Raw genomic sequence first — 26,266 nt, 5'->3', positions numbered from 1 at the left:
AAGTCGGGAAAAACAGATATATTTATCTGTGATGCTTATGAATATTGACCTCCGGCAACTCCGTGCCTTCGCCGAGGTGGTTCAGGCTGGCAGCTTCAGCCGGGCTGCGCGGAAACTTGGCGTTTCCCAGTCCGCCCTCAGCCAGGCCGTTCGCCAGCTCGAGGACGAGCTGCAGGTCCGGCTGCTGGACCGGACGACGCGCAGCGTCCAGCTCAGCAAGGTCGGTGCCGAATTCCTGCCGGGGATCCAACGCCTGATGGCGGATCTCGATCACCAAATTCAGGATTTACGCGATCTGCGCGAGCATCGCCGCGGCCATGTTACGGTCGCCTGCGTGCCGTCGGTGGCGTTGCGTCTGATGCCGGTGGTGTTGGCGAACTTCCAGCGCGAATATCCCATGGTGAGCGTGACGCTCAAGGAAGTGTCGCGGCATCAGATCATTGCCGGGCTGCGCAGCGGTGATGCTGAACTCGGTATTGCCAATGTGCCGGGTGAGGATGCCGATCTCGATGCCACAAAGCTGCTGACAGATCGTTTTGCGCTGGTGATGCGGCGGGATCATCAGCTGGCGTCACAAAGCACCGTGAACTGGATGGACGGCGTCGCTGCAGGCATGATCGCAATGGCGACCGGCACCGGGATCCGGTTGGAAATGGAACGCGGTCTGCAGGAACTGGGGCGTAGCAACCCGCTGCATGAGGCCGAACACCCGGCGACCCTGCTCGCCATGGTCGAGGCCGGCGTCGGCGTGGCGCCATTGCCAGGTCTGGCGTTGCCGGCGACGGACCACCCCGTGCTGACCTTCCGCAGGCTGCTCGATCCGGTCATCGAGCGCGATCTGTATCTGATCCGTCGCGTGGGGCGTGACCTGTCGCCGGCCGGTCGCGCGCTTTACCGCGGCATCCAGCTCGTGGCGCAATCGATCCGCGAGCGCACTGCTGCCGGGTGGTAGCGAACACGCTTTGACCTTGCTCCCATGAGTCCCTATTTTGGGATGAACAGTCCTATTCCGCTAATTTGAGCCCCTTATGACCGCCTCGCTGAAAGCCATCGACGGATCGGCAGATTTGCCTGTCCTGATGAACGACCTCGCCCGGAGCGCCCGTGCGGCTGCGCGTGCGTTGGCGGTGGCTCCAACGGAGCAAAAGAACCGGGCGCTTGCGGCCATGGAGCGCGCGATCCGTGCCGGTGCGCCGGCGATTCTGGCGGCCAATGCCGAGGATGTCGCCGAGGTGCGCGCCAATGGCGCCACATCGGCCTTTATCGATCGGCTGACCCTGACCGAGGCGCGCGTGCATGCGATGGCCGACGGCATTCGTGTGATTCATGACATCGCTGATCCCGTCGGCGCCGTCACCGAAAGCTGGCAGCGGCCGAATGGCATGACCATCGAACGCGTGCGCGTGCCGCTCGGCGTCGTTGCGGTGATTTTCGAGAGCCGTCCGAATGTTGCGGCGGATGCCGGCGTGCTGTGCCTGAAGTCCGGCAATGCCGTGATCTTGCGCGGCGGCTCGGACAGTTTCCGCTCGTGCCGTGCAATTCATGAATGTCTGGTGCAGGGCCTGCGTGAAGCCGGTCTGCCGGAAGCCGCGATTACGCTCGTGCCGACGCGCGATCGTGCGGCGGTTGGCTTGCTGCTCACCGGCCTCAATGACGGCGTCGATGTGATCGTGCCACGCGGCGGCAAGAGCCTGGTCGCGCGTGTCGAGGCCGAAGCGCGGGTCCCGGTATTCGCGCATCTCGAAGGCGTCAATCACGTCTATGTCGATCACGCCGCGAGGCTCGATATGGCGAAGTCGATCGTGCTGAACGCGAAGATGCGCCGTCCCGGCGTCTGCGGCGCGACCGAAACGCTGCTGATTGACCGCGCGGTGGCGGGCACGCATCTCAAGCCTTTGGTGGAAATGTTGATCGACGCCGGCTGCGAGGTGCGCGGTGACGCCGCCGTGCAGCAGGCCGATGCGCGCGTCAAGCCTGCAACGGACGAGGATTGGGACACCGAATACGAAGACGCGATCATTTCGGCCAGGGTCGTCGATGGTGTCGATGATGCGCTTGCGCATATTCGCGATCACGGTTCGCATCACACCGATGCGATCGTGACCGAGGACGTCGCGGTGGCCACGAAGTTTCTCAACGAAGTGGATTCGGCGATCGTGCTGCATAACGCCTCGACGCAGTTTGCCGACGGCGGTGAATTCGGCTTCGGTGCAGAAATCGGAATCGCCACCGGCAAATTCCATGCGCGCGGCCCGGTCGGTGCCGAGCAGCTCACCAGTTTCAAATATCGCATTCACGGCACCGGACAGACCAGGCCGTGATGATGTGCGTTTCGGCGCGTGGAGACTGAATTGGATTTGCATTCAGTCCCGCCGGCGCAGGGCATACCGCCACATAGTCCCGGCATGCGGATCGGTCTGCTTGGCGGATCGTTCAATCCGCCGCATGCCGCGCATCGGGCTATCAGCCTGTTCGCGATGAAACGGCTGCAGCTGGATCGCGTCTGGTGGCTGGTGTCGCCGGGCAATCCGCTGAAGGATCAACGCAATCTGCACGATCTCGCCGAGCGCGCGGCTGCTGCGAAGGCGACGGCCGATCATCCGCGCATCGATATCACCTGTCTCGAGAGTGTCATCGGTACGCGCTATACCGTCGACACCATCAGCTACCTCCGACGTCGATGTTCGCAAGCACGATTTGTCTGGATCATGGGTGCCGACAATCTCGCCCAGTTTCACCGCTGGGAGAGCTGGCAGGTGATTGCGGGAGAGGTGCCCTTTGCGGTCATCGACCGACCGCCGCAGAGCTTCCAGGGACTGGCATCGACCGCCGCCCAGGCCCTCGGCCGTTACCGGATACCGGAGCAGGACGCTGGGTCATTGGCCGACCTGAAGCCCCCCGCATGGGTATTTTTGACCGGTTTGAAGCTGAATCTGTCCTCCACCCGGCTGCGGAACCCGGATGGCAGCTGGAAGACGTAATTCCACAACACTCGCCCGATAAGTGCTATAGGGCGGGCGCTGGAATATTGAATCCGGCATTCCCACATGCATACTTGATCTCACCGGGCGTCGGATTCGGCGTCCCAATACAGTGAAAGGAATGGTCCTCTGGCCACTTCTGTATTGTCCAAGACGGGTGCCAAGAAAGCCTCGTCCAAGGTTGTCCCACCCAAGAAGTCCGCTTCGGTAAAGAAGGCTGCCGCGCCTAAAAAGGCTGCCGCAACCAAAACCGCAAAGCCGAAGGCTGCAGCTAAGACACCTGCTGCGGCAAAAGCTGCACCGAAGGCTGTCATTCCGAAGAAGATTGCTTCGCCCAAGGCGAAGAAATCTGCTGCGGCAGTGCGCGATAGCGCGACCGAAACGCTCAATCTCGTTCTCGCCCGCCTTGACGACATGAAGGCCGAGGAAACGGTGACCATCGACCTGCGTGGCAAGTCGGCTTTCTCCGATTACATGGTCGTGACCACCGGCCGGTCAAACCGCCATGTCGGCGCGGTGGCCGAAAATGTCGCCAAAGGTCTCAAGGAAGCCGGTCAGAAGAAGCTGCATGTCGAAGGCCTGTCCAATTGCGATTGGGTGCTGATCGATACCGGCGAAGTCATCCTGCATGTCTTCCGGCCTGAAGTTCGCGAATTCTACAATCTGGAACGTCTGTGGACGCAGAGTCCGTCGGATGAACCGCGGATCGACCTGAAGGCTGTTTGAGCCAGCGGCCATTCGGCAACGGCGCGACGCGTGCTAGTCTGTGCTGATGCATCTTCTTGTGATCTCCATCGGCAAGCTCAAGCAGGGTCCGGAACGCGAGCTCGCGGAACGGTACCGTGATCGCTTCGACGATATTGGCCGCAAGCTCGGTTTTCGCGGCCTTGCGATTCATGAAATTTCGGAAAGCCGCGCACGCGATGCGGCGACCCGGATCAATGAGGAAGCAGCGGCGATTTCGGCGCTGATTCCGGAAAAGGCTGTATTAGTAGCGCTCGACGAGCGTGGCAGCAGCGTCGACAGTGCCAGTTTCGCTCGCCATATCGGGCAGTGGCGGGACGAATCGGTGCCGCATAATGTTTTTGTCATCGGCGGGGCGGACGGACTTTCGCCCGAATTGCGGCGCAAAGCCAAACTGAGCATTGCATTCGGCTCGGCGACCTGGCCGCATCAAATGGTTCGCGTCATGCTTCTGGAACAGATTTACCGGGCAGCTACAATTTTAGCTGGCCACCCGTATCACCGCGTTTAGCTCACTATATTGAGCGTATCGCGTTTGAAAGAAGGCGCTGTCGAAACCACGATGCTGTCACCGCGGTCCATTCCATCTGAACACGACGCCGTTCGCCGCGGGATGTCGAACGCATCGTCGTTATCCATGATGCTGGTATCAGCGTCTCTTGCAGGTTTGATGACGACGTCAGTCCGTGCGCAAACCGCTGCGCCGATCCAGCAAGCGAATGCGCCGTCACCCGATATCATTCGTCAACGCGAGCAGGAGCTTGAAGCGGTCCGCGCGCAGCAGAAGAGCGCTGCGGAGCTGCAGGCGAAATTGAAAGCCGATATTGCGGCGATCGGACAGGATCGCGGCAAGCTCAGTCAGCAGCTCATCGATATTGCCGCCCGCGTCCGCAGCGTCGAAACCCGGATCGACGATGCCGAAGTACGATTGCGGCCGCTGGATGCGCGCGAGCAGAAGATCCGCGGCACGCTGGAATCGCGCCGCGGCGAAATCGTCGAAGTGTTGTCCGCCTTGCAGCGCGCCGGCCGCCGTGCGCCGCCGGCTTTGCTGGTGCGTCCCGAAGATGCGCTGAAGTCGCTCCGCACCGCGATGTTGCTCGGCTCCGTTGTGCCCGAGATGCGCGCGCGCGCCGAGCAACTGGTGGCTGACCTCAGCGAACTCGTGAATTTGCGCAAGGCGATCTCGACGGAGCGCGATCGGCTTGCCGGCGATCGCGACAAGCTGAAGGAAGAACAGACGCGCCTCGCGTCCTTTACCGAGGAGCGCCAGAAGCAGCAGTCGGCTGCGGAAAAGGACATGGAAGCGGAAGCCGCGCGTGCGCTGACATTGTCCCGTCAGGTTGACAGTCTGCAGGGCCTGATCGCGAAGATGGAGCAGGATTCCAAGGCGGCGGCGAAGGCAGCGGCCACAGCCAATCTGCAGGGCACGCCGGCGGCGCTCAGCAACGGCAAGCCGAATATCGGTGCCTTCAAGGATCCCGGCAGGCTCAGTCCGGCGATCGCCTTTGCTTCGGCAAAGGGCATGCTCGCACTTCCGGTCAACGGGGTTAAAATTCGCAATTTTGGCGGTTCCGACGGTGTCGGTGGCGTCGAAAAGGGCATGTCACTGGCCGCACGGGCGGGTGCGCAGGTCACAACACCGTGTGACGGCTGGGTTGTTTATTCCGGTCCGTTCCGTAGCTATGGACAACTCTTGATCCTCAACGCTGGGGGCGGGTATCATGTCTTGATCGCCGGGATGGAGCGTATTTCGGTGAACATTGGTCAGTTCGTCCTTACCGGGGAACCGATCGCTGTCATGGGATCAACATCCCGGGTAGCATCCGTCCTTGCGGCCAATGCCAGCCAGCCTGTGCTTTATATCGAGTTCCGGAAAGACGGGACTCCCATTGATCCAGGCCCATGGTGGGCCGCTAACGAAGGCGAAAAGGTTCGCGGATGATGCGCAAGACTTCCATAATTCTGCTGAGTGCTGCCACTGGCGCCGCCTTGACGCTCTTCGTGACTCAGCCACGCGCCGTGTTCATGGGCACCAGTGCCCGCGCAGCGACCTCGGATACCTATCGTCAACTCAACCTGTTCGGCGACGTGTTTGAGCGCGTCCGCAGCGACTATGTCGAGAAACCCGACGACAGCAAGCTGGTCGAGTCGGCGATCTCCGGCATGCTCACCGGCCTCGATCCACATTCCAGCTACATGGACGCCAAGAGCTTCCGCGACATGCAGGTGCAGACCCGCGGTGAGTTCGGTGGCCTCGGCATTGAAGTCACTATGGAAGACGGCCTGATCAAGGTGGTGTCACCGATCGACGATACCCCGGCATCGAAGGCCGGTATCATGGCCAACGACATCATCACCAGCCTCGATGAAGAAGCCGTGCAGGGTCTCACCCTGAACCAGGCCGTCGAGAAGATGCGTGGCCCGGTCAACACCAAGATCAAGCTGAAGATCATCCGCAAGGGTCAGGACAATCCGCTCGACGTCACTCTCGTGCGCGACAACATCCGTGTTCGCTCGGTGCGTGCTCGCGTTGAAAGCGACGATATCGCTTACATCCGCATCACGACCTTCAACGAGCAGACCACCGAAGGCCTGAAGCGCGAGATCGCGGCTCAGACCGCGGCGATCGGTGCTGACAAGGTCAAGGGTTACATCATCGACCTCCGCAACAATCCGGGCGGTCTGCTTGAAGAAGCCGTCACCGTTTCCGACGCGTTCCTCGAGCGTGGCGAGATCGTCTCGACCCGCGGTCGTAACGCTGAAGAAACCCAGCGCCGCACGGCGCATGCAGGCGATCTGACCAAGGGCAAGCCGGTGGTCGTGCTGATCAATGGCGGTTCGGCTTCGGCATCGGAAATCGTCGCCGGCGCGCTGCAGGATCACAAGCGTGCGACCACGATCGGTACGCGCTCGTTCGGTAAGGGCTCGGTGCAGACCATCATCCCGCTGGGCTCCGGCAACGGTGCGCTGCGTCTGACCACGGCGCGTTACTTCACGCCGTCGGGCAAGTCGATCCAGGCCAAGGGTATCGTCCCGGACATCGAAATCGTGCAGGACGTGCCGGATGAGCTGAAGTCCCGCGACATCAAGGGCGAGGCTTCGCTCCGTGGCCATCTGAAGAACGATGGCGACGAGAAGACCGGTTCGCAGTCCTATGTGCCGCCGGATGCCAAGAATGACAAGGCGCTGAAGGCCGCTGCCGATTTGCTCCATGGCATCAAGGTGACGTCGAACGCAATCATCACGCCGCCGCCGGGAGCCGCTGCTGCTGCGGACAAGCCAGCAGACGATAAGGCGGCCGCCAAGCCGAACTGATCGGCGAATACGCATCAATTCTGCGGAAAGGGCGGCCTTCGGGTCGCCCTTTTTGTTGCAATCCTTCCAGGTGATCCCGCGCCCTTCCGGGTGCCGTGGCCGCGACCGGGCGTGTTATTGTCCGGTCGGCTGATTCGGGAGATCCATGGCAGTGTCGGCGGACGATCTGAGCGCCCCGCTTGGACAAAAATCGACGCGTAAGCGGCGGTTCCGGCTGCCTTTTTCCGGAACGCAGGCGCTTGCCACGATCCTCGCCTTGCTGCTGCTCGGTTTTCTCGGTGTTGCCATCTTCAATAACAACCCGATGGGCGGCGAGCCGGTAGCGCGCGTAGCGATCAAGGCGCCTGCCGCGACTGATGATCAGAAGGTCGCCGCCAAGCCGCCGGTCGAGGTCAAGCACGGTACGCCCGAGACGGCCAAGGCACCCGAGGTTCCCGGCCAGAAGACCATTACCATCATCGACGGCTCCAGCGGCGCCCGTAAGGATGTCGTGGTGTCGAGCGAGGGGTCGGACAACGCTGCGGCCGATGTGTCGCCGCCGGTCATGACGGGGATCGATCAGAAACTGCTGGAGAAATCCCGCCACGGCATGGTGCCGATCGCCATCGGCGCGCTGAAGCCGGTCACGGTCTATGCCGCCGGCTCCGAAGCCGAGCGCGCCAGGGCGATGAAGACGCCGAGCATTTCCATCGTGATCGGCGGCCTCGGCGTCGGCGCGGCCAAGACCACCGATGCTATCATGAAGCTGCCGCCGGCCGTGACGCTCGGCTTCACGCCCTATGGTTCGGATCCCGGCAAACTGGTCGAACGCGCCCGTGCGCAGCGCCACGAGGTGCTGCTGCAGCTGCCGATGGAGCCGTTCGACTATCCCGACAACGATCCCGGCCCGCAGACGCTGTTGTCCTCGGCTACGGCCGAGCAGAACCTCGATCGCATGATGTGGCATATGAGCCGCTTCCAGGGCTATGTCGGCGTGGCCAATTTCATGGGCGCGCGCTTCATCGCCACGGATACGGCCATGCAGCCGATTGCACGCGAGGCCAGCAAGCGCGGGCTTGCGTTGTTCGACGATGGCTCGACGCCGCGCAGCGTTGCCGCCGCAGCCGCCGAAGGGCAGGGCATGCCCTTCGCACGCTCCGATGTTGCCATCGACGCGGTCCCGACCTCCGCAGACATCGACAAGGCGCTGGCGCGGCTCGAGGGGCTGGCCAAGGAGCGGGGTGTGGCTGTCGGCGTCGCTTCGGCGCTGCCGATCTCGATCGAACGTATCAGCGCCTGGGCGAAAACCCTTGAAAGCCGCGGGGTCATGCTGGTGCCATTGACAACCGCGATGCTGAAATCAAAATCAAGCTAGCGTCTTTGGGCTAGGGTGAATTCGGCACGGCCGAATCGCTGCGATTCAGCAAGGTCGAATCGCTGCGTAAAGAGTGCTCGAACGGACGCGAGAGGCATTGACGGAATGGCGCGCTACGAAGACCTGCCCTATCGAACTTGCGTCGGAATGATGCTGATCAACCCGCAAGGGCTCGTCTTTATCGGCCGACGTGCCGGCGGTATCGAGCACGTCGATGATATGCATGTCTGGCAGATGCCGCAGGGCGGCGTCGATCCCGGTGAGGACACCTGGGAGGCCGCAAAGCGCGAGCTCTACGAAGAAACCAGCGTCCAATCGGTCGAGAAGCTCGGCGAAGTGCCAGACTGGTTGATCTATGACATTCCCCGCACGGTGGCCGGGCGGGCCTGGAAGGGTCGCTATCGTGGCCAGCGGCAGAAATGGTTCGCCGTACGCTTCACCGGCGATGACAAGGAAATCAACGTCACGCATCCACCTGGTGGCCACAAGGCCGAGTTCATTAATTGGCGCTGGGAGCCAATGAAGAACCTTCCGGAGCTGATCGTGCCGTTCAAGCGCCCCGTCTATGAGCGGGTGGTGAAGGAATTCGCCGGTCTGGCGGACGGCTAGCGCCGGAATGACGGACAACCGGCCCTATCGCCCCAATGTGGGCGTCGCACTGTTCAATGCCGACGGCAAAGTTCTGATCGGCCGCCGTTTCAAGGATGACGGGCCAGAGATCGTCCTGCCGGGCCTGGAATGGCAGATGCCTCAGGGTGGTATCGATCCCGACGAAGATCCTCGCGTCGCCGTGATGCGCGAATTATGGGAAGAGACTGGCGTCAGCCATGCCGACTATCTCGGCGAGACCGGCTGGATGACCTACGACTTCATCCCGTTCGAGAACCCCAGCCATCGCTTTGCGCAGTTCCGCGGGCAGCGGCAGAAGTGGTTTGCGCTGAAATTCACTGGGGATGATGCCGAAGTCGATCCGCTGACGCCGCGCAACGGTCAGCCGGCTGAATTCGACGCCTGGCGCTGGGAGCGGCTGGATCGCGTCGCGGATCTCGTGGTGCCGTTCCGGCGGGAGGTCTATCGCGCCGTGGCCGAGAGTTTTGCGAAATTTGTCTGAGGCGAAGCCCTGACGAAACGAAGCGCTACCCGGGCTATAGCGCTTAGTGCATCGCCGTCGAGGTGATGTGCTGCTGGATGACCTTGAAGTGGTCGAGGCGCTCGATGGCACGGTCCAGAGCGGAGCCCTCCTTCTCGGCCAGCTTCTCTTCCATCTCCGCGATGTCCTTGGCGAAAGCTTCGCGGTCAAGCTCGGCGATCGACGTCGCGACGTCAGCAAGAACCGTCAAGCCCTTGTCCGAGACTTCGGCAAGGCCGCCGAGCACAATGATCTTCTCATGCTTGCCACCGGTGGTGACAGTCATGATGCCCGGACGCAACGCGACCACCACAGGCGCGTGGCCGGCCATCACACCGACATCGCCCTCGGCGCCGGGAATATCGACCTGCTCGACTTCACCCGTGAAAGCGAGCTTTTCCGGTGAGACGAGATCGAAGTGGAACGTGGCCATGTCGTTATCCGCTGACTGCTCCCTCCCCCCTTGCGGGGGAGGGTTGGGGAGGGGGGTAACCATGGGTGAAGGCGCTTGTGGCACCCCACCCCGGCGCAAATGCGCCGACCCTCCCCGCCTAGCGAAGCTTTGCTTCGCGCGGGGGGAGGGTAAGAACTTTATGCCGCTTCCGCAGCCAGCTTCTTGCCCTTCTCGACGGCTTCTTCGATCGCACCGACCATGTAGAAGGCGGCTTCCGGCAGATGATCGTACTTGCCTTCGCAGATCGCGCGGAAACCCTTGATGGTATCGGCGAGCTCGACGAACTTGCCCGGCGAACCCGTGAAGATTTCAGCGACGAAGAACGGCTGCGACAGGAAGCGCTCGATCTTGCGGGCGCGGGCCACGGCCAGCTTGTCCTCTTCCGACAGTTCGTCCATGCCGAGAATGGCGATGATGTCCTGCAGCGACTTGTACTTCTGCAGCACCTGCTGAACCATACGCGCGGTCTCGTAGTGCTCCTGGCCGACGATCAGCGGGGACAGCATGCGCGAGGTGGAGTCGAGCGGATCCACTGCGGGGTAGATGCCCTTTTCCGAAATCGCACGGTTGAGCACGGTCGTCGCGTCCAAATGGGCGAACGAGGTAGCAGGCGCCGGATCGGTCAAGTCGTCAGCCGGAACGTAGATGGCCTGCACCGAGGTGATCGAACCCTTATGCGTGGTGGTGATACGCTCCTGCAGCGCGCCCATGTCGGTCGCGAGCGTTGGCTGATAACCCACCGCCGAAGGAATGCGGCCGAGCAGCGCCGACACTTCCGAACCTGCCTGGGTGAAGCGGAAGATGTTGTCGATAAAGAACAGCACGTCCTGGCCCTGATCGCGGAAGTGCTCGGCGACGGTCAGACCGGACAGAGCAACGCGCATGCGGGCGCCCGGAGGCTCGTTCATCTGGCCGAACACGAGAGCGCACTTCGACTTCACGGCCGGATCCGGATTGTGCGGATCGGCGTTCACCTTGGACTCGATGAACTCGTGATAGAGATCGTTACCTTCGCGGGTACGCTCGCCGACGCCGGCGAACACCGAGTTGCCGCCGTGCGCCTTCGCGACGTTATTGATCAGTTCCTGAATGAGAACCGTCTTGCCGACGCCGGCGCCGCCGAACAGGCCGATCTTGCCGCCCTTGGCGTAAGGCGCGAGCAGATCGACGACCTTGATGCCGGTGACGAGAATTTCAGCCTCGGTGGACTGCTCAGTATACATCGGCGCTTCCTGATGGATAGCGCGGTTGCCTTCCGAAGCGATCGGACCGCCTTCATCGATCGGCTCGCCGATCACGTTCATGATACGGCCGAGGGTGCCGACGCCAACGGGAACCTGGATCGGCGAGCCAGTGTCGGTGACTTCCTGACCGCGGACCAGACCTTCGGTGGTGTCCATCGCGATGGTGCGGACCGTCGATTCGCCGAGATGCTGGGCGACTTCGAGAACCAGGCGGTTGCCACCGTTCTTGGTTTCGATCGCGTTCAGAATTGCGGGCAGGTAGCCTTCGAACTGCACGTCGACGACGGCGCCGATGACCTGGGTGATACGTCCGGTCTGGTTGGCGGATGCGGCCATGAAAACTTCTCCATAAACTTCAAGGACTCGGAAGTCCGAAACTTGAACGGCGGCCCATGAGGCCGGAAGGTTGTTGTTAGATCGCCTCGGCGCCGGAGATGATTTCGATCAGCTCCTTCGTAATCATCGCCTGGCGGGTGCGGTTGTAGATCAATGTCTGCTTGCGGATCATGTCGCCGGCGTTGCGCGTAGCGTTGTCCATCGAGCTCATCTGCGCGCCATAGAACGAAGCGTTGTTCTCGAGCAGAGCGCGGAAGATCTGCACCGCAAGATTGCGCGGCAGCAGGCCGTCGAGGATCTCATCTTCGGCCGGCTCGTAGTCGTAGCTCGGCGTTGGGCCGGCATCGGCTTTAGGCGCCTCGACCACCAAGGGAATGATCTGCTGGGCGGTCGGGATTTGCGCGATCACCGACTTGAAGCGGGAATAGAACAGCGTGCAGACGTCGAATTCGCCAGTGCTGAAGAGTTCGAGAACCTTCTTGGCGATGTCGTTGGCATTGACGAAGCCGAGCTGACGCACCGAACGCAGTTCGAGATGACCGACGATCTGCTTGTCGAAGTTACGGCGCAATTGCTCGTAGCCCTTGCGGCCGACGCAGAAGAATTTGACCGTCTTGCCTTGGTTCATCAGCGCCAGTGCGCGTTCGCGCGCCAGACGGACGATCGAGGAATTGAAAGCGCCGCACAGGCCACGCTCGCCGGTGCAGACCAGCAGCAGATGAACCTGATCCTTGCCGGTGCCGACGAGCAGCGCCGGGCCGGAGCCTGCCGTTGTAGCGCCGGCAATGCTGGCGATCACGGTATCCATCTTCTCGGCGTAAGGACGTGCAGCTTCGGCAGCGGTCTGCGCACGACGCAGCTTCGACGCTGCGACCATCTGCATCGCCTTGGTGATCTTCTGCGTCGCCTTGGTCGAGGCGATGCGGACGCGCATGTCTTTAAGTGAGGCCATTCTCAGTCCACCCCGGCGATCTGGCCGTTTGGCCGATCGCGAACCTCTCGTTCGAAACGCCCGACCTCGTGCCGGACATCAACGCGAATGGCCGGCAGGAGCCGGCCATTCATTGACAGTATTAAGCAGCGTAGGTCTTCGCGAAGCCTTCGACGACGGCCTTGAGCTGGGCGGCGACGTCATCCTTGAGATCGCGGCTGTCGCGGATCGCGTTGAGGATCTCAACGTTCTTGCCGCGCAGCAGCGACAGAAGACCGTCTTCGAAGCCCCGAACCTTGGCGATCGGCAGAGTGTCGAGATAGCCGTTGGTGCCGGCCCAGATCACGCAAACCTGCTCTTCCATCTTCAGCGGCGAGAACTGCGGCTGCTTCAGGAGTTCGGTCAGACGCGCGCCGCGGTTCAGCAGGCGCTGGGTCGACGCGTCGAGGTCGGAGCCGAACTGCGCAAAGGCCGCCATTTCGCGGTACTGCGCGAGCTCACCCTTGATCTTGCCGGCGACCTTCTTCATCGCCTTGGTCTGCGCGGCGGAGCCGACGCGCGACACGGACAGACCGACGTTCACGGCAGGACGGATGCCCTGGAAGAACAGGTCGGTTTCAAGGAAGATCTGACCGTCAGTGATCGAAATCACGTTGGTCGGAATGTAGGCGGACACGTCGTTGGCCTGGGTTTCGATGACCGGCAGCGCCGTCAGCGAACCATTGCCCTGGGAATCATTGAGCTTCGCAGCGCGTTCGAGCAGACGCGAGTGAAGATAGAACACGTCGCCCGGATAGGCTTCGCGGCCTGGCGGACGGCGCAGCAGCAGCGACATCTGGCGGTAAGCAACGGCCTGCTTCGAAAGATCGTCATAGATGATGACGGCGTGCATGCCGTTGTCGCGGAAGAATTCGCCGATCGTGCAGCCGGTGAACGGCGCGATGTACTGCATCGGAGCCGGATCTGAAGCGGTCGCGGCGACGACGACGGAGTATTCCATCGCGCCCTGCTCTTCGAGCACCTTCACGAATTGGGCGACGGTCGAACGCTTCTGACCAACGGCGACGTACACGCAGTACAGCTTCTGGCTCTCGGGAGCGCCAGCAACGTTCAGCGACTTCTGGTTCAGAATGGTGTCGAGCGCGATTGCGGTCTTGCCGGTCTGACGGTCACCGATGATCAGCTCGCGCTGGCCACGGCCGACCGGGATCAGAGCGTCGACCGACTTCAGGCCGGTTGCCATCGGCTCGTTGACCGACTTGCGCGGAATGATGCCCGGTGCCTTGACGTCGACGCGCATACGCTTGTCGGCCTGGATCGGACCCTTGCCATCGATCGGATTGCCGAGCGCGTCGACCACGCGGCCGAGCAGACCCTTACCAACCGGCGCGTCCACGATCGAACGGGTGCGCTTAACAGTCTGGCCTTCCTTAATTTCGCGGTCAGCGCCGAAAATAACGACGCCGACGTTGTCGGTTTCGAGGTTCAGCGCCATACCGCGGGTGCCGTTCTCGAATTCGACCATTTCGCCGGCCTGGACGTTGTCGAGGCCGTAGACGCGGGCAATGCCGTCGCCGACGGACAACACCTGTCCGACTTCAGAAACTTCAGCTTCCTGGCCGAAATTCTTGATCTGGTCTTTGAGGATCGCGGAAATTTCTGCGGCGCGGATGTCCATCAGCCTGCCTCTTTCATCGAGTGCTTGATCGAGTTGAGTTTGGTGCGAAGCGAGCTGTCCACCATGCGGCTGCCGAGCTTGACGACAAGCCCGCCGATGATGGACGGATCGACTTTCACGTTGAGCGCGACGTCCTTGCCCGTCACTGACTTCAGCGCGGTCTTGAGAGCGTCGAGATTCTTGTCACTGAGCGGCTCGGCGACGGTGACGTCAGCCGTAGCTTCGCCCTTAAACTTGGCGACCAGCGCATTGAAGCCGCGCGCCACGTCACCAATGGCGAAGAGGCGGCGGTTGGCGGTGAGGACCTTGAGGAAGTTGGCGATGATGCCGGTAATTCCGGCTTTCTCCAGAACCGAAGCGAGGGCCTTGCCCTGAATCTCGGCAGAGAACACCGGGCTGCGAACCAGTCGCGCCAAGTCGGCGCTGTCGGCCAGCATCGCTGCGAATTTGTCGAGATCGGCCTTCACCGCATCGACGGACTTTTCGTCACGCGCCAGCTCAAACAGAGCCGTTGCATAACGACCGGACATTCCCGAAACCGACGGATCTTGTGTTGCCACGAATTGCGCTCTTCAGGCTGTCAAACTCGCAAGGGAATAACTATCGCCTGAATGTGGCGCCTAGCGATCCAAGTCCTTGGAATTCAAGCGGGACTTCGATTTTTAGGTCGCAACAAAATGTCGTGACCCGTTCAAATCGCGGCTTTGCTAACATAGCCCGCGCGCTGGTGCAACGCGACGAAAGCGTTTGATGATGCCTTGTCGCAGGCCCTCGCAAAGAATCATTTCAGGGAGATGTGACGCGCCAATCGGGTCGCTGACGGAGTGTTTCATCGTCCATCTCCGAGGCGGAATTTCTTATTCCGCATGACGGTACACGGTGCCGATTCTTTTGAATCACGCAACGTCGAGTACGGTGAGTCGGCAATTGAAATCGCGGGGCAGCGCGGCGTGCGCGTTTATGTCACCGTTTCGGACTGCTTAACATTTACTTATCGAATGCTATCCATGCACGGCGATCACTTAGCTATTCAGTATAGTTATGTAATATGCAGTATATTTAATAGTTAAAAATTCATTAAATCGGCTCATTAGGCATGTTCTGTTCCATCACAAGATATTTCATCTGGTGATGGAACGATTGCGTTGCCTATTTTACGCCTCATTACGTCGTCAAACGCTCAGCCAATGAAATTGGGACGGGGGTCCACTTGCCACATTTGTGGCAATACTGTCTGAGGGACAACAACTTATGCTGCGTTACGGAAAATCGACGCTGGGCGCTATCGCCCGGCCGCGTACGGCAATCGCTGTCATGACTGCCGCTCTTGTTCTCGGGGGAACGGTTTCTGAGGCTTCGGCCAAATCCCGGCACCATCGCCATCACCACAAGCACCATTACGTCGCCAAGGCTTCGCCGTCGCTGTTCGATGCCAATGCGTCGATCGCGCCTTCGACCGGCGGCCGCAGCTTCTCGGGTGTTGCGTCCTATTACGGCAATGAGTCCGGCAGCCGCACTGCGTCGGGTCAGCGCTTCAATCAGAATGCGATGACCGCCGCGCATCGTTCGCTGCCGTTCGGCACCAAGCTCCGCGTCACCCACGGCGGTCGCAGCGTTGTCGTCACCGTCAACGATCGCGGCCCGTTCATCCGTGGCCGGGTGCTCGACCTGTCCAAGGGCGCAGCGAGCGCGATCGGTCTGACCGGTCGTGGTGTCGGCCGTGTCGTTGCGGAAGTCATGTAAGCAAGACAAACGCGTCGCGTCCCTGATCTTCCAAGTTCAGTAGCGTTGTGTGTGTATTGAGTAGAGTAAGCGTTGAGTAAAAGAGCCTGCTGTCATCAAAAGACAGCAGGCTTTTTCTGTTTTTGCGTTGTCAATTCACACCGTCATTCCAGGTTCGCTCACAAGAGTGAGCCTTCCGGAATGACGAAGCTCAAAGAAAGCTCTGCGGATCGACATCGACTTCGAGCTTTAGGTTGCCTGTAGGCTTTGGGCCGTGCGCCAGCCAGTCGCGGAGATAGTGCGACAGGTCGACATTGCGCGCCGACTTCACCAGCAGTCGGAAGCGATAGCGACCTTTGATCACGGCGAGCGGTGCTTCGGCGGGGCCGAGCACCATGATGCGCTCGTCGATCGGCGCCACGGCGGCGAGCTTGCGCGCGTAGCCCTCCGTGGTTGGCCGGTCGCCGCCTGAGATGATCAGGCTCGCCAGCCGTCCGAAGGGCGGATAGCCCGCGCGCTCGCGCGCCTCGATCTCGCTGGCATAAAACGCTTCGCGATCGTTTGCGATCAACGCCTTCATCACCGGATGTTCCGGCTGATGGGTCTGCAGATAGCCGACGCCGCGGCCCTGTTCACGTCCGGCGCGGCCGATGACCTGATTGAGCATCTGATAGGTGCGCTCCGCGGCGCGCGGATCGCCATTACCGAGGCCCAGATCGGCGTCGATGACGCCGACCAGATTGAGCCGCGGGAAGTTATGACCCTTGGCCACGAGTTGCGTGCCGATGATGACATCGACACGGCCTTCGGCGATTTCGGCCAGTTCCGTGCGCATCGCATCGATCGACGTAATAAGGTCGCTCGACAGCACCATGGTGCGTGCATCCGGAAACAGGCTCGCCGCTTCCTCCTGCAAGCGCTCGACGCCCGGGCCGACAGCCACCAGCGATTCCTCGGCCTGGCAATGCGGGCATTGATGCGGACGATGCATCGAGAAGCCGCAGTGGTGACAGACAAGCCGCTGGCGAAAGCGATGATCGACCAGCCAGGCATCGCAGATGGTGCAGGCAAACCGGTGTCCGCAGCCGCGGCATAACGTCAGCGGCGCATAGCCGCGGCGATTGAGGAACAGCAGCGCCTGTTCCTTGCGCTCGATGGCGATCTGGATTTTCTCGGCGAGGCGCGGTGCGATGAAGCGGCCGCGCATCGGCCCTTCGCGGCGCAGGTCGATGGCTTCGATATGCGGCATGTGCTGGCCGCCAAAGCGCGAAGGCAGCGCGATGCGCTGATAGCGTCCCTTGCGCGCGTTGACCTCGGACTCGACCGATGGCGTGGCAGAAGCGAGCACGATGGGGATTTTCGCAATCGATGCGCGCACCACCGCCATGTCACGGGCGTGGTAATGCGCGCCTTCGTCCTGCTTGTAGGCTTGGTCATGCTCTTCATCGACGATGATCAGGCCGAGTTTCGCATAGGGCAGAAACAGTGCCGAGCGGGCGCCGACGATGACATGGGCCTCGCCATTGGCGATCGACGCCCAGTTGCGGGCGCGGGTGCGCGGTGTCAGTTCGGAATGCCACTCCAGCGGCCGCACGCCGAAGCGTTTTGAGAAGCGCTCGAGGAATTGCCCCGTCAGCGCTATTTCGGGCATCAGGATCAGCACCTGTTCGCCGCGCTTGATCACCTCGGCAACCGCCTCGAAATACACCTCGGTCTTGCCGGAGCCGGTGACACCGTCGAGCAGGGCGGCGTGAAAATCCCCCTTGGCGGCGAAGGTCCGCATCGCTTCGGCCGCGACGGCCTGATCGTCTGAAAAGTCCGGTTCGGCGAAGGTGGGATCAGGCGCCGGCGGCGGCAGCGCGCGGGGTATGGCTTCAATCGCAAGCGTGCCCTCATCGACGAGGCCGTCGATCACGCCGGCGCTGACGCCGGCTTCCTTGGCGGCTTCGGATTTCGCGTGCAGCAGGCCGTCCGACAGGATCTCAATCAGCCGTGCGCGTGCCGAGGTCATGCGCTTGGGCACTTCGCCGACCAGGCGGACGCCCATGCGCACTCGCTCTGGGCCGAGATGCTCGCCCATCCGCAGCGTCATCTTCATGACCATGCCGCGTGCGGACAGAGTGTAATTCGCCACCCAGTCGACCAGGCTGCGCAATTCCTGCTTCAGCGGGGGGACATCGAATTTTTCGCCAACCTCTTTCAGGCGGTTGTGCAGGCGGGGGTCGGGATTGGCATTTTCTGCCCAGACCACGCCGATCACCTCGCGGGCGCCGAGTGGCACGCTGACGACATCGCCGGGCTGCAGATCGAGGCCACGAGGCACGCGATAGGAATAAGCCTGGTTCAGCGCGACCGGCACCAGCACGTCAACGACGCCAGACGATGTTTTGGTGCGCGCAGCTTCGTCCATCGGCGGAATCAGACTCGAAATGGGGTATCCGCTAACCTAAGCTCGCGTTGCGGGCCGGACCAGTGCCGGCCGTGTGGCCCGGTCTTATGACCGATGGGCCGCCGCGACAATGAAACAAAAACAATAAGCCAAAGGGAGACCCTTCATGGGCCACAGGCTCGCCGGGGCAATCGCCTCATTCGTTATGTTTTCCGCCGTCGTGATACCTGCCCTGGCGCAGGACCGGATGCCGCCGATCCCGGCCGACAAATACACCGAAGCGCAGAAGAGAGCCGCCGAGGAGTTCGCCGGCGGCCGGGGCTACGAGGTCCGTGGCCCCTTCGTGCCGCTGATTCGCAGCCCGGAAGTGATGCTGCGCGCCAAGGCGATGGGCGATCATCTCAGGTTCAAGAGCGTACTGGCGCCGCGGCTCAGCGAAATGATCATCCTGATCACCGCACGCGAATGGACCCAGCAATATGAGTGGGTTGCGCATCATGACATCGCGATCAAGGCCGGCCTGCGCAACGACATCGCCGATGCGATTGCCGATGGCCGGCGTCCTGTTGGCATGGCCGAGGACGAAGAGGCCGCCTACGACATGTCGATCGAAATCCAGCGCACCAAACGCGTGAGTGATCCGACCTGGAACAAGGCCGTCGCCAAATTCGGCGAGCAGGGCGTCATCGATCTGCTCGGGATCAATGGCTATTACACCTTCCTGGCCATGGCCATGAATGCAGCGCGAACAGGCCTCCCGGCCGGTGTCGCGGAGCCCCTGAAGCGGTTCCCGGATTGACGATGCCGGCGGTTCACCAAAGTGAAACGAGCAGGGTGTGATAATCTCCGCCCGTTCGCGTACCGCGAACTGCAAGGCATCCCGATGGCCAAGCTTTCCGACAAGAAACCAGCCGAAGCCAAATCAGGTGGGCCGGCGCCGATCGACCTCATCTGTGCGGATGCCGACGTCTCGCTGCAGATGACGCGGTGGCTGTCACATCTCCGCGCCGAGCGGCGGCTGTCGCCAAAGACGCTCGAAGCCTATGCGCGCGACGTCCGGCAGTTTCTGACATTTCTCGCCGAACACTGGGGCGCGCTCGTCTCGCTGCCGCGTTTCGCCAAGCTGGAGACCAGCGATGTCCGTGCCTTCATGGCGGCGCGGCGCGGCGATGATATCGGCGGCCGCTCGCTGATGCGCGCGCTGGCCGGTCTACGGTCATTCGGTCGTTTTCTAGAGCGCGAAGGCAAGGGCAATGTCGGTGCGTTGTCCGCGATTCGCGCGCCGAAAATCGGCAAGAGCCTGCCGAAACCGTTGCAGATGGTCTCGGCCAAGCGCCTCGCCGATGCGGATGAGCGCGCGGGCGAAAATCGCGATCCGTGGATCTGGGCGCGCGACGCCGCAGTCATGGCATTGCTGTATGGTTCGGGCTTGCGTATCTCCGAAGCCCTTGGTCTGTCGCGCCGCGATGTGCCGGCACCCGGTGCCGGTGACGTACTGATCGTCAATGGCAAAGGCAACAAGACCCGCATGGTACCCGTGTTGCAGAATGTGCTGGAGCTCATCGCCGACTATGCGGCGCAGTGTCCGCACCCGCTGCCTGCCGAAGGACCGATGTTTGTCGGTGCGCGGGGCGGCCCGCTCAGTCCCCGGATCATCCAGTTGACCATGGAGCGGATGCGCGGCGCGCTCGGCCTGCCCGACAGCGCCACGCCGCACGCGCTGCGCCATTCCTTTGCCACCCATCTGCTGACTCGCGGTGGTGACCTCCGCGCGATCCAGGAATTGCTCGGCCACGCCTCGCTGTCGACCACACAGATCTATACCGGCATCGACACCGAGCGGTTGTTCGAGGTCTACAAGACCGCACACCCGCGAGCGTAGGGCCAGGCAAACCCCAGCTGTAGTAGAAGTGTCATGAGCTGCCCCTTGCGAAGTCGCCGCGGTTCGGTCAAATCGACACATCGACCAACCGGAGGGGATTACGATGGGTGCGCACGAAAGTATGGAGCACGCGGAGCATGCCGAGCATGCGTCCGGCTCGAACAAGAATATTGCACTGCTGATTGCCGTGATCGCGCTGTTTCTGGCGTTCTCGGAAACCCTCGGCAAGGGCGCGCAAACCGAATCCATCAGCAAGAACGTCGAGGCATCCAACCTCTGGGCGTTCTTCCAGGCCAAAAGCATCCGCCGCACCGTCGTTCAGGCGACATCGGACCAGGCCAGGCTCAGCCTCGGCCTGATGGGTGACGATGCCGCCAAGGCCGCACTGTCCAAGCAGATCGACGACTGGAAGAAGACCGCGGATCGTTACCGCTCCGAGCCGGAGACTGGCGAAGGCTCCGAACAACTCGCCGCCCGTGCCAAGGAAGCCGAGCACGCGCGCGACCTCGCAATGGCGCGTTATCATCACTATGAAGTGGCCTCCGCCGCATTCCAGATCGGCATTGTGCTGGCGTCGGCCACGATCATCACCGGCATGATCGCGCTGGCCTGGGTATCAGGTGCACTGGCAATTGCCGGCGTCGCCTTTACCGCGATCGGCCTGTTCGCGCCGCATGCGGTTCATCTCATGTAACGACTTAAGCCGAAGCGGTCCGGCATAGCTGCAGGACCGCTTCGGAAAAGGCCTTGGGCGCTTCCTGCGGTACATTGTGGCCAACGCCCGCGATGACGCGGCGCTCGTAAGGGCCCGTAAAATACTGGCCGTGATTCTCGGAATTCCTTACGGGTCCAATACCATCGTCAGCGCCGTGCAGAACGATAGTCGGGACATCGATCTTCGGCTGCGCCGCAAGCTGGGTCTCCAGAAAAGCATAATTCGGATCGCCGGCGACGCTGCCGGTACGGTGCATATAAGAGTGCACGACCACATCGACGAAGTCATCGTTGTCGAAGGCCGATGCCGAGCGCTCGAATGTCGCGTCGTCGAACGCCCAGCTCGGCGACCACATCTTCCAGAGCAGTTTGGCTAGTGCGTCGCGGTTCTGGATCAGGCCGTTGCGGCCGCGTTCGGTATGGAAATAATACTGATACCACTGTCGCGCTTCCTGCTCGGGAGCGGACGGCCGCGCCGCATTCGTCAGGTCCTGGATGTTGTAGCCGGTGCAACTGACGAGACCGTGTACGCGTTCGGGCCATAGCGCGGAGACGACGCAGGCCGCGCGCCCGCCCCAGTCATAGCCTGCGACAACAGCCTTGCCGATACGCAGCGCGTTCATCAGCTCCAGCAGATCCTGTCCGAGCGCAGCCTGTTGCCCCGAGCGGATGGTCGCGCTGGAAAGAAACCGCGTTGGCCCATAGCCACGCAGATAGGGCACGATGGTGCGGAAGCCAGCGGCGTTGATGATGTCGACCGCGTCGTCATAGCCTCTGATGTCATAGGGAAAACCATGCATCAGCAGGACGGGTAGGCCGTCATTCGGTCCGCTATGTTCATAAGCAATATCGAGAAGGGGAGTTTGGATGCGTGCCAGTTCAGCCAAGTTGCTCTCCCGTTCGGTCTACCGCGCCGAATGCGCCCGATGACGCAGCCGTTGTACCAGCCGCATCCAACGCGATGATGAATTGGAGCGGAACACCGCCATCGCCGCCTTGATTCTTGCAGTCACAGGCGCGACCAATTCGCCAGCCCGGCGGCGGATGTCGAGAACGAATTCGTAGAGCTTCCGAAACCAGTTCATCTGCAGCAGCTTCGGCCGCGTCACATCGAAGATGAACGCGGCGACGCCGACGCCGAGAAACTTGCTGAACACGATGAGCGCGAAAGCGCTGATCCAATACTGATGCATGAGCAGCCAGGCGCCGGCCAGCTTCAACGGAAACAGCAGGATCGCCGGAATAACAAACACGGCCAGCGTCAACATCGGCGACAGCCGCGCGATCCGCGCGGCCAGCCATTCCTTGAATGCGCGCAGCGGAATCGCTGCAACGATGCGTGCGACGACCGGTTCGAGATGATCCCACAGCCACGCCTCGATCAGGAAGATCAAGGCCAGGAAGAACCATAGCGGCTGCAGCACGCGTCGCATCATGGCGTTTGTCTCCCAGCCGGCGTCGCGCCGGCCGTGACTCACATATGGATAGCGCGCTTGGCTACTGCAAATGCAGCTTCCTTCACCGCCTCGGAGCGGGTCGGATGGGCATGGCAGGTGCGGGCCAGATCTTCGGCGGAACCGCCGAATTCCATCAGCACGCAGGCCTCGTGGATCATTTCGCCGACTTCGCGGCCGATCATATGCACGCCGAGCACGCGATCGGTCTTCGCATCTGCGAGAATCTTCACGAAACCATCGGTGGTCTGGTTGACCTTGGAGCGGCCATTGGCCGTGAACGGGAACTTGCCGACATTGTAAGCGATACCGGCAGCCTTGAGCTCCTCCTCGGTCTTGCCGACGGCGGCGACTTCCGGCGTGGTGTAGACGACGCCCGGGATTACGTCATAGTTCACATGACCAGCCTGACCTGCAAGAATCTCGGCGCAGGCAACGCCTTCGTCTTCCGCCTTGTGCGCCAGCATCGGGCCCGCGACGACGTCGCCGATAGCGTAGACGCCCTTCACATTGCTTGAGAAGTGATGGTCGATCTTGACGCGGCCGCGCTCGTCGAGTTCGACGCCAGCTTCCTTGAGGCCAAGTGCTTCGGTGTAAGCCACGCGTCCGATCGCCACGAGAATCACATCGGCTTCGATGGACTCGGCAGCGCCGCCCGCGGCTGGCTCGATCTGCGCCTTCAGCTTCTTGCCCGACGTATCGACACCGGTGACCTTGGCACCGAGCTTGAAGGTCATGCCCTGCTTCTCGAGCATGCGTTGGAACTGCTTGGCGACTTCGCCATCCATGCCGGGCAGGATACGATCGAGGAATTCCACCACGGTGACTTCGGCGCCGAGGCGGCGCCACACCGAGCCGAGTTCGAGGCCGATCACGCCGGCGCCGACCACGATCATCTTTTCCGGCACCTTGTCGAGCGACAGCGCGCCGGTCGACGAAACGATGCGCTTCTCGTCGATCTCGATGCCCTTCAGCTTCGCAACGTCAGAGCCGGTAGCGATGACGATGTTCTTTGTCTCCAGCGTCTGGGCCTTGCCGTCAGCGCCTATGACTTCGACCTTGCCGGTGCCGAGCACACGGCCGGTGCCCATCACGACATCGATCTTGTTCTTCTTCATCAGGAATTCGACGCCCTTGACGTTGCCGTCGATGCCCTGCTGCTTGAAGTTCATCAGCGCGGGAAGATCGAGCGTCGGGGCGGACACCTTGATGCCCATCTTGGCGAAGGAGTGGCCGGCTTCCTCAAAAAGCTCTGACGAATAGAGCAAAGCCTTCGAGGGCATGCAGCCGATGTTCAGGCAGGTGCCGCCCAGCGTGCTGTTCTTCTCGACGACGGCGACCTTCATGCCGAGCTGCGCGGCGCGAATCGCACAGACATAACCACCGGGTCCGGTGCCGATAACAACGAGGTCGTAAGAAGCCATGATGCAGTCCTGTATTGTCTTCAGATGATATGGGGCGTCAGGGCCTCAGCGGCCACCGGACACGTCGAGAATGGTGGATGTGACGTAGGAAGCCTCGTCCGACAGTAACCAGACGATGGCATTGGCAACTTCATCCGCAGTACCGACGCGCTTCATCGGGACGTTGACGGAAAGACGATGCGCGCGATCCGGCTCGCCGCCTGATGCGTGGATATCAGTATCGATCAAACCGGGCCGAATGCCGGCAACGCGAATCCCTTCGGCTGCGACTTCGTGTCCCAATCCGATGGTGAAGGAGTCGATCGCGCCTTTCGACGCGGCATAGTCGACATAGGTGTTCGGCGCGCCCAGTTTGGCGGCTACCGATGACAGATTGACGATGACGCCACCCTTGCCGCCATGCTTGGTCGACATCCGTTTCACGGCTTCGCGGGCGCAGAGAATGCTTCCGGTGACATTCACCGTCATCATGTTGGCGATGCGTTCGGCAGTCATCTGATCAACGCGGATGGAAGGGCCGACAATGCCGGCATTGTTGACCAGGGCGCCGAGAGGACCAAAGGCGTCCGCTGCCTTGAACAGCGCAAGAATGTCAGCCTCGGAGCCGACATCGCATTTCACCGCAATGGCCTTGCCGTTGGTCGCTTCGATCTTCGAAACGACCTCGTTGGCGGCGGCTTCGTTGCTGGCATAGCCGACGACGACCTTGAAGCCACGTGAGGCCGCCAGCAGCGCGGTGGAACGACCGATGCCGCGGCTTCCGCCGGTAATGATCACGACGTTGTCGCTCATGCGTCGCTCCCGGTGAGTGCGGCGTTGAAGGACCAGATGTGTCCGAACGGATCGCGAATGGTGCCGTAGCGGGCCCCCCAGAAAACATCCTGAGGCGCCATCACGACTTCTGCTCCCGATGTTTCCGCGCGGGCGATCGCGGCGTCGACATCTTCAGGCTTGGGCAGATTGATATTGATCGTCATGCCGGCGCCGCCGCGGGTCTGCGGCGACAGGATGTGGCCACCAAACTCGGGAAATTCGTCATGCAGCATAACTTCGCTGCCGAACATTTCGAGATTGGCGTGCATGATCCGCTTGCCATCGTCGGCTATTGCGTGGAACGAACACTTCGCGCCAAGCGCCTTCTCATAGAAGGTAATGGCTTCAAGCCCACCCTTGACGCAAAGGTGGGCCTGAATTGGCGGAGGGTTCGGTCCGAACGCCATGGCGACCTCGGGTTAGAGATCCAGAACGAGACGGGCCGGATCTTCCAGGCTTTCCTTGACGCGGACGAGGAAGGTCACGGCTTCCTTGCCGTCGATCACGCGGTGATCGTAGGATACCGCCAGATACATCATCGGGCGGATCTCGATCTTGCCGCCGACCACGACCGGACGTTCCTGGATCTTGTGCATGCCGAGGATGGCCGACTGCGGTGCGTTCAGGATCGGCGTCGACATCAGCGAACCGTAGATGCCGCCATTGGTGATGGTGAAGGTGCCACCCTGCATTTCGTCGATCTTGAGCTGGCCGTCACGGGCGCGCTTGCCGAAATCCGCAATGGTCTTTTCGATGTCGGAGATCGACTTGGTATCGCAGTCGCGCACCACGGGAACGACGAGGCCCTTGTCAGTGCCGACGGCAACGCCGACGTGATAGTAGTTCTTGTAGATCAGGTCGGAGCCATCGATCTCGGCATTCACGGCCGGAATATCCTTCAGCGCCTGCACGCAGGCCTTGGTGAAGAAGCCCATGAAGCCGAGCTTGGTGCCGTGCTTCTTCTCGAACACATCCTTGTACTGCGAGCGCAGCGCCATCACGTTGGTCATGTCGACCTCGTTGAAAGTCGTCAGCATCGCGGCGGTGTTCTGCACGTCCTTGAGGCGGCGCGCGATGGTCTGACGCAGGCGCGTCATTTTCACGCGCTCTTCGCGGGCAGCATCGTCAGCGGGTGACGGCGCACGTACCTGCACGGCGGCGGCAGACTGATTGATCGGCGTGGGTGCCGACGCAGCCTTTTCGATCGCAGCGAGCATGTCGCCCTTGGTCACGCGGCCATCCTTGCCCGAGCCGGGGACGGTGGCGGCATCGATGCCGCTCTCGACCGAGATCTTGCGGACTGACGGCGCCAGCGGCGCATCGACGGGGGCGGACTTCTGAGCGGGAGCAGGCGCAGCAGCGGCAGGTGCAGCGGCCGGAGCCGGGGCAGCGGGCTTCGCGGGAGCTGCGGCTGGCTTGGCGCCGCCGGCACCATCGGTGATCTGGCCGAGCAGTGCGCCGACGGCAACGGTCTCGCCGTCCTTGGCAACGATCTCGCCGAGGACGCCGGCGGAGGGCGCCGGGACTTCGATGGTGACCTTGTCGGTCTCGAGTTCGACCAACGGCTCGTCAACGGCGACGGCATCGCCGGCCTTCTTGAACCAGCGGCCGATGGTGGCTTCCGTCACGGATTCGCCGAGCGTGGGAACGCGAATTTCAGTCATTGTCTATTTCCTCTTGTGGCGTGGCGACCCGCTCGGTC

26 protein-coding genes are annotated in these 26,266 nt (G+C 61.8%); 14 read left to right on the top strand and 12 right to left on the bottom strand.

What is annotated here, in order from left to right; translation table 11 throughout:
• Positions 1–37: 37 nt before the first annotated feature.
• The 10 genes from AB7813_RS19745 (at position 38) to AB7813_RS19700 (ending at position 9,505) form a co-directional block, all read left to right on the top strand.
• Positions 38–952 carry a LysR family transcriptional regulator gene (locus AB7813_RS19745; protein ID WP_441228292.1) on the top strand — a complete coding sequence of 305 codons (915 nt, stop codon included), beginning with the start codon at positions 38–40 and terminating at the stop codon, positions 950–952.
• Between the two features lie 76 nt (positions 953–1,028).
• Positions 1,029–2,321: a glutamate-5-semialdehyde dehydrogenase gene (locus AB7813_RS19740; RefSeq protein WP_439065392.1), complete on the top strand. Its 1,293-nt coding sequence runs from the start codon at positions 1,029–1,031 to the stop codon at positions 2,319–2,321.
• A 30-nt stretch (positions 2,322–2,351) separates the two neighbouring features.
• Positions 2,352–2,981, top strand: a complete 630-nt coding sequence (locus tag AB7813_RS19735) for a nicotinate-nucleotide adenylyltransferase (protein WP_309941682.1) — start codon at positions 2,352–2,354, stop codon at positions 2,979–2,981.
• 324 nt (positions 2,982–3,305) lie between these two features.
• Positions 3,306–3,707 (top strand): ribosome silencing factor, encoded by a 402-nt coding sequence (gene rsfS / locus AB7813_RS19730; RefSeq protein ID WP_420882365.1) that lies wholly within the window; start codon positions 3,306–3,308, stop codon positions 3,705–3,707.
• 46 nt (positions 3,708–3,753) lie between these two features.
• Positions 3,754–4,236: a 23S rRNA (pseudouridine(1915)-N(3))-methyltransferase RlmH gene (rlmH, locus tag AB7813_RS19725; protein WP_184512464.1), complete on the top strand. Its 483-nt coding sequence runs from the start codon at positions 3,754–3,756 to the stop codon at positions 4,234–4,236.
• Positions 4,237–4,362: 126 nt separating this feature from the next.
• The gene (locus AB7813_RS19720; protein WP_439065391.1) at positions 4,363–5,667 is read left to right on the top strand and encodes a murein hydrolase activator EnvC family protein; all 1,305 of its coding nucleotides are present in this window, start codon (positions 4,363–4,365) and stop codon (positions 5,665–5,667) included.
• Positions 5,664–7,040 carry a S41 family peptidase gene (locus AB7813_RS19715; RefSeq protein WP_120287632.1) on the top strand — a complete coding sequence of 459 codons (1,377 nt, stop codon included), beginning with the start codon at positions 5,664–5,666 and terminating at the stop codon, positions 7,038–7,040. The genes AB7813_RS19720 and AB7813_RS19715 overlap by 4 nt, the downstream gene beginning before the upstream one ends.
• 145 nt (positions 7,041–7,185) lie before the next feature.
• The gene (locus AB7813_RS19710) at positions 7,186–8,394 is read left to right on the top strand and encodes a divergent polysaccharide deacetylase family protein (RefSeq protein ID WP_441228291.1); all 1,209 of its coding nucleotides are present in this window, start codon (positions 7,186–7,188) and stop codon (positions 8,392–8,394) included.
• A 105-nt stretch (positions 8,395–8,499) separates the two neighbouring features.
• A complete protein-coding gene (locus tag AB7813_RS19705) occupies positions 8,500–9,003 on the top strand; it encodes an RNA pyrophosphohydrolase (RefSeq protein ID WP_068730156.1) in 504 nt (167 codons plus the stop codon).
• Between the two features lie 7 nt (positions 9,004–9,010).
• Positions 9,011–9,505 (top strand): RNA pyrophosphohydrolase, encoded by a 495-nt coding sequence (locus tag AB7813_RS19700; protein WP_439065389.1) that lies wholly within the window; start codon positions 9,011–9,013, stop codon positions 9,503–9,505.
• A gap of 43 nt (positions 9,506–9,548) precedes the next feature.
• Here the strand turns inward: AB7813_RS19700 and AB7813_RS19695 are convergent, their stop codons facing one another.
• From AB7813_RS19695 to AB7813_RS19675, 5 genes are all read right to left on the bottom strand, one after another.
• Positions 9,549–9,956, bottom strand: a complete 408-nt coding sequence (locus AB7813_RS19695; RefSeq protein ID WP_120287630.1) for a F0F1 ATP synthase subunit epsilon — start codon at positions 9,954–9,956, stop codon at positions 9,549–9,551.
• Positions 9,957–10,114: 158 nt separating this feature from the next.
• Positions 10,115–11,557 carry a F0F1 ATP synthase subunit beta gene (atpD, locus tag AB7813_RS19690; protein WP_089263243.1) on the bottom strand — a complete coding sequence of 481 codons (1,443 nt, stop codon included), beginning with the start codon at positions 11,555–11,557 and terminating at the stop codon, positions 10,115–10,117.
• Between the two features lie 76 nt (positions 11,558–11,633).
• Positions 11,634–12,509, bottom strand: a complete 876-nt coding sequence (locus AB7813_RS19685) for a F0F1 ATP synthase subunit gamma (RefSeq protein ID WP_439065388.1) — start codon at positions 12,507–12,509, stop codon at positions 11,634–11,636.
• Between the two features lie 121 nt (positions 12,510–12,630).
• Positions 12,631–14,166, bottom strand: coding sequence for a F0F1 ATP synthase subunit alpha (gene atpA, locus AB7813_RS19680; protein WP_068730144.1), 1,536 nt, complete (start codon positions 14,164–14,166; stop codon positions 12,631–12,633).
• Positions 14,166–14,726, bottom strand: a complete 561-nt coding sequence (locus tag AB7813_RS19675; RefSeq protein ID WP_439065387.1) for a F0F1 ATP synthase subunit delta — start codon at positions 14,724–14,726, stop codon at positions 14,166–14,168. The genes atpA and AB7813_RS19675 overlap by 1 nt, the downstream gene beginning before the upstream one ends.
• A gap of 691 nt (positions 14,727–15,417) precedes the next feature.
• Here AB7813_RS19675 and AB7813_RS19670 point away from each other — a divergent pair.
• A complete protein-coding gene (locus AB7813_RS19670) occupies positions 15,418–15,909 on the top strand; it encodes a septal ring lytic transglycosylase RlpA family protein (protein WP_439065386.1) in 492 nt (163 codons plus the stop codon).
• Between the two features lie 190 nt (positions 15,910–16,099).
• Here AB7813_RS19670 and AB7813_RS19665 read toward each other — a convergent pair whose 3' ends face one another.
• A complete protein-coding gene (locus AB7813_RS19665; RefSeq protein ID WP_441228290.1) occupies positions 16,100–18,298 on the bottom strand; it encodes a primosomal protein N' in 2,199 nt (732 codons plus the stop codon).
• Positions 18,299–18,443: 145 nt separating this feature from the next.
• Between AB7813_RS19665 and AB7813_RS19660 the strand changes: the two genes are divergently transcribed.
• The 3 genes from AB7813_RS19660 to AB7813_RS19650 all read left to right on the top strand — a co-directional run bounded on the left by AB7813_RS19660 (position 18,444) and on the right by AB7813_RS19650 (position 20,853).
• A complete protein-coding gene (locus AB7813_RS19660) occupies positions 18,444–19,076 on the top strand; it encodes a carboxymuconolactone decarboxylase family protein (RefSeq protein ID WP_441228289.1) in 633 nt (210 codons plus the stop codon).
• 84 nt (positions 19,077–19,160) lie between these two features.
• On the top strand, positions 19,161–20,159 hold the full coding sequence (locus tag AB7813_RS19655) for a tyrosine recombinase XerC (protein ID WP_441228288.1): 999 nt from the start codon (positions 19,161–19,163) through the stop codon (positions 20,157–20,159).
• A 103-nt stretch (positions 20,160–20,262) separates the two neighbouring features.
• Complete coding sequence (locus AB7813_RS19650) at positions 20,263–20,853, top strand: DUF4337 domain-containing protein (protein ID WP_068730131.1); 591 nt, start codon at positions 20,263–20,265, stop codon at positions 20,851–20,853.
• Between the two features lie 4 nt (positions 20,854–20,857).
• Here the strand turns inward: AB7813_RS19650 and AB7813_RS19645 are convergent, their stop codons facing one another.
• The 6 genes from AB7813_RS19645 to odhB are packed head-to-tail and all read right to left on the bottom strand — an operon-like array spanning position 20,858 to position 26,228.
• Positions 20,858–21,751, bottom strand: coding sequence for an alpha/beta fold hydrolase (locus AB7813_RS19645; RefSeq protein ID WP_441228979.1), 894 nt, complete (start codon positions 21,749–21,751; stop codon positions 20,858–20,860).
• Positions 21,752–21,778: 27 nt separating this feature from the next.
• Positions 21,779–22,309: a hypothetical protein gene (locus AB7813_RS19640; protein WP_441228287.1), complete on the bottom strand. Its 531-nt coding sequence runs from the start codon at positions 22,307–22,309 to the stop codon at positions 21,779–21,781.
• A gap of 38 nt (positions 22,310–22,347) precedes the next feature.
• Entirely contained in the window at positions 22,348–23,751 is a 1,404-nt protein-coding gene (gene lpdA, locus AB7813_RS19635; protein WP_093757755.1) for a dihydrolipoyl dehydrogenase, read from the bottom strand.
• Positions 23,752–23,796: 45 nt separating this feature from the next.
• On the bottom strand, positions 23,797–24,543 hold the full coding sequence (locus tag AB7813_RS19630) for an SDR family oxidoreductase (RefSeq protein WP_231078686.1): 747 nt from the start codon (positions 24,541–24,543) through the stop codon (positions 23,797–23,799).
• A complete protein-coding gene (locus tag AB7813_RS19625; protein ID WP_441228286.1) occupies positions 24,540–24,971 on the bottom strand; it encodes a VOC family protein in 432 nt (143 codons plus the stop codon). The genes AB7813_RS19630 and AB7813_RS19625 overlap by 4 nt, the downstream gene beginning before the upstream one ends.
• A gap of 12 nt (positions 24,972–24,983) precedes the next feature.
• Complete coding sequence (gene odhB / locus AB7813_RS19620) at positions 24,984–26,228, bottom strand: 2-oxoglutarate dehydrogenase complex dihydrolipoyllysine-residue succinyltransferase (protein ID WP_309941720.1); 1,245 nt, start codon at positions 26,226–26,228, stop codon at positions 24,984–24,986.
• Between the last annotated feature and the right edge of the window lie 38 nt (positions 26,229–26,266).

It is taken from the genome of Tardiphaga sp. 20_F10_N6_6 (genome assembly GCF_052076045.1).
Classification (GTDB): Bacteria; Pseudomonadota; Alphaproteobacteria; order Rhizobiales; family Xanthobacteraceae; genus Tardiphaga; species Tardiphaga robiniae.
This window is presented reverse-complemented; position numbering and strand designations above follow the sequence as displayed.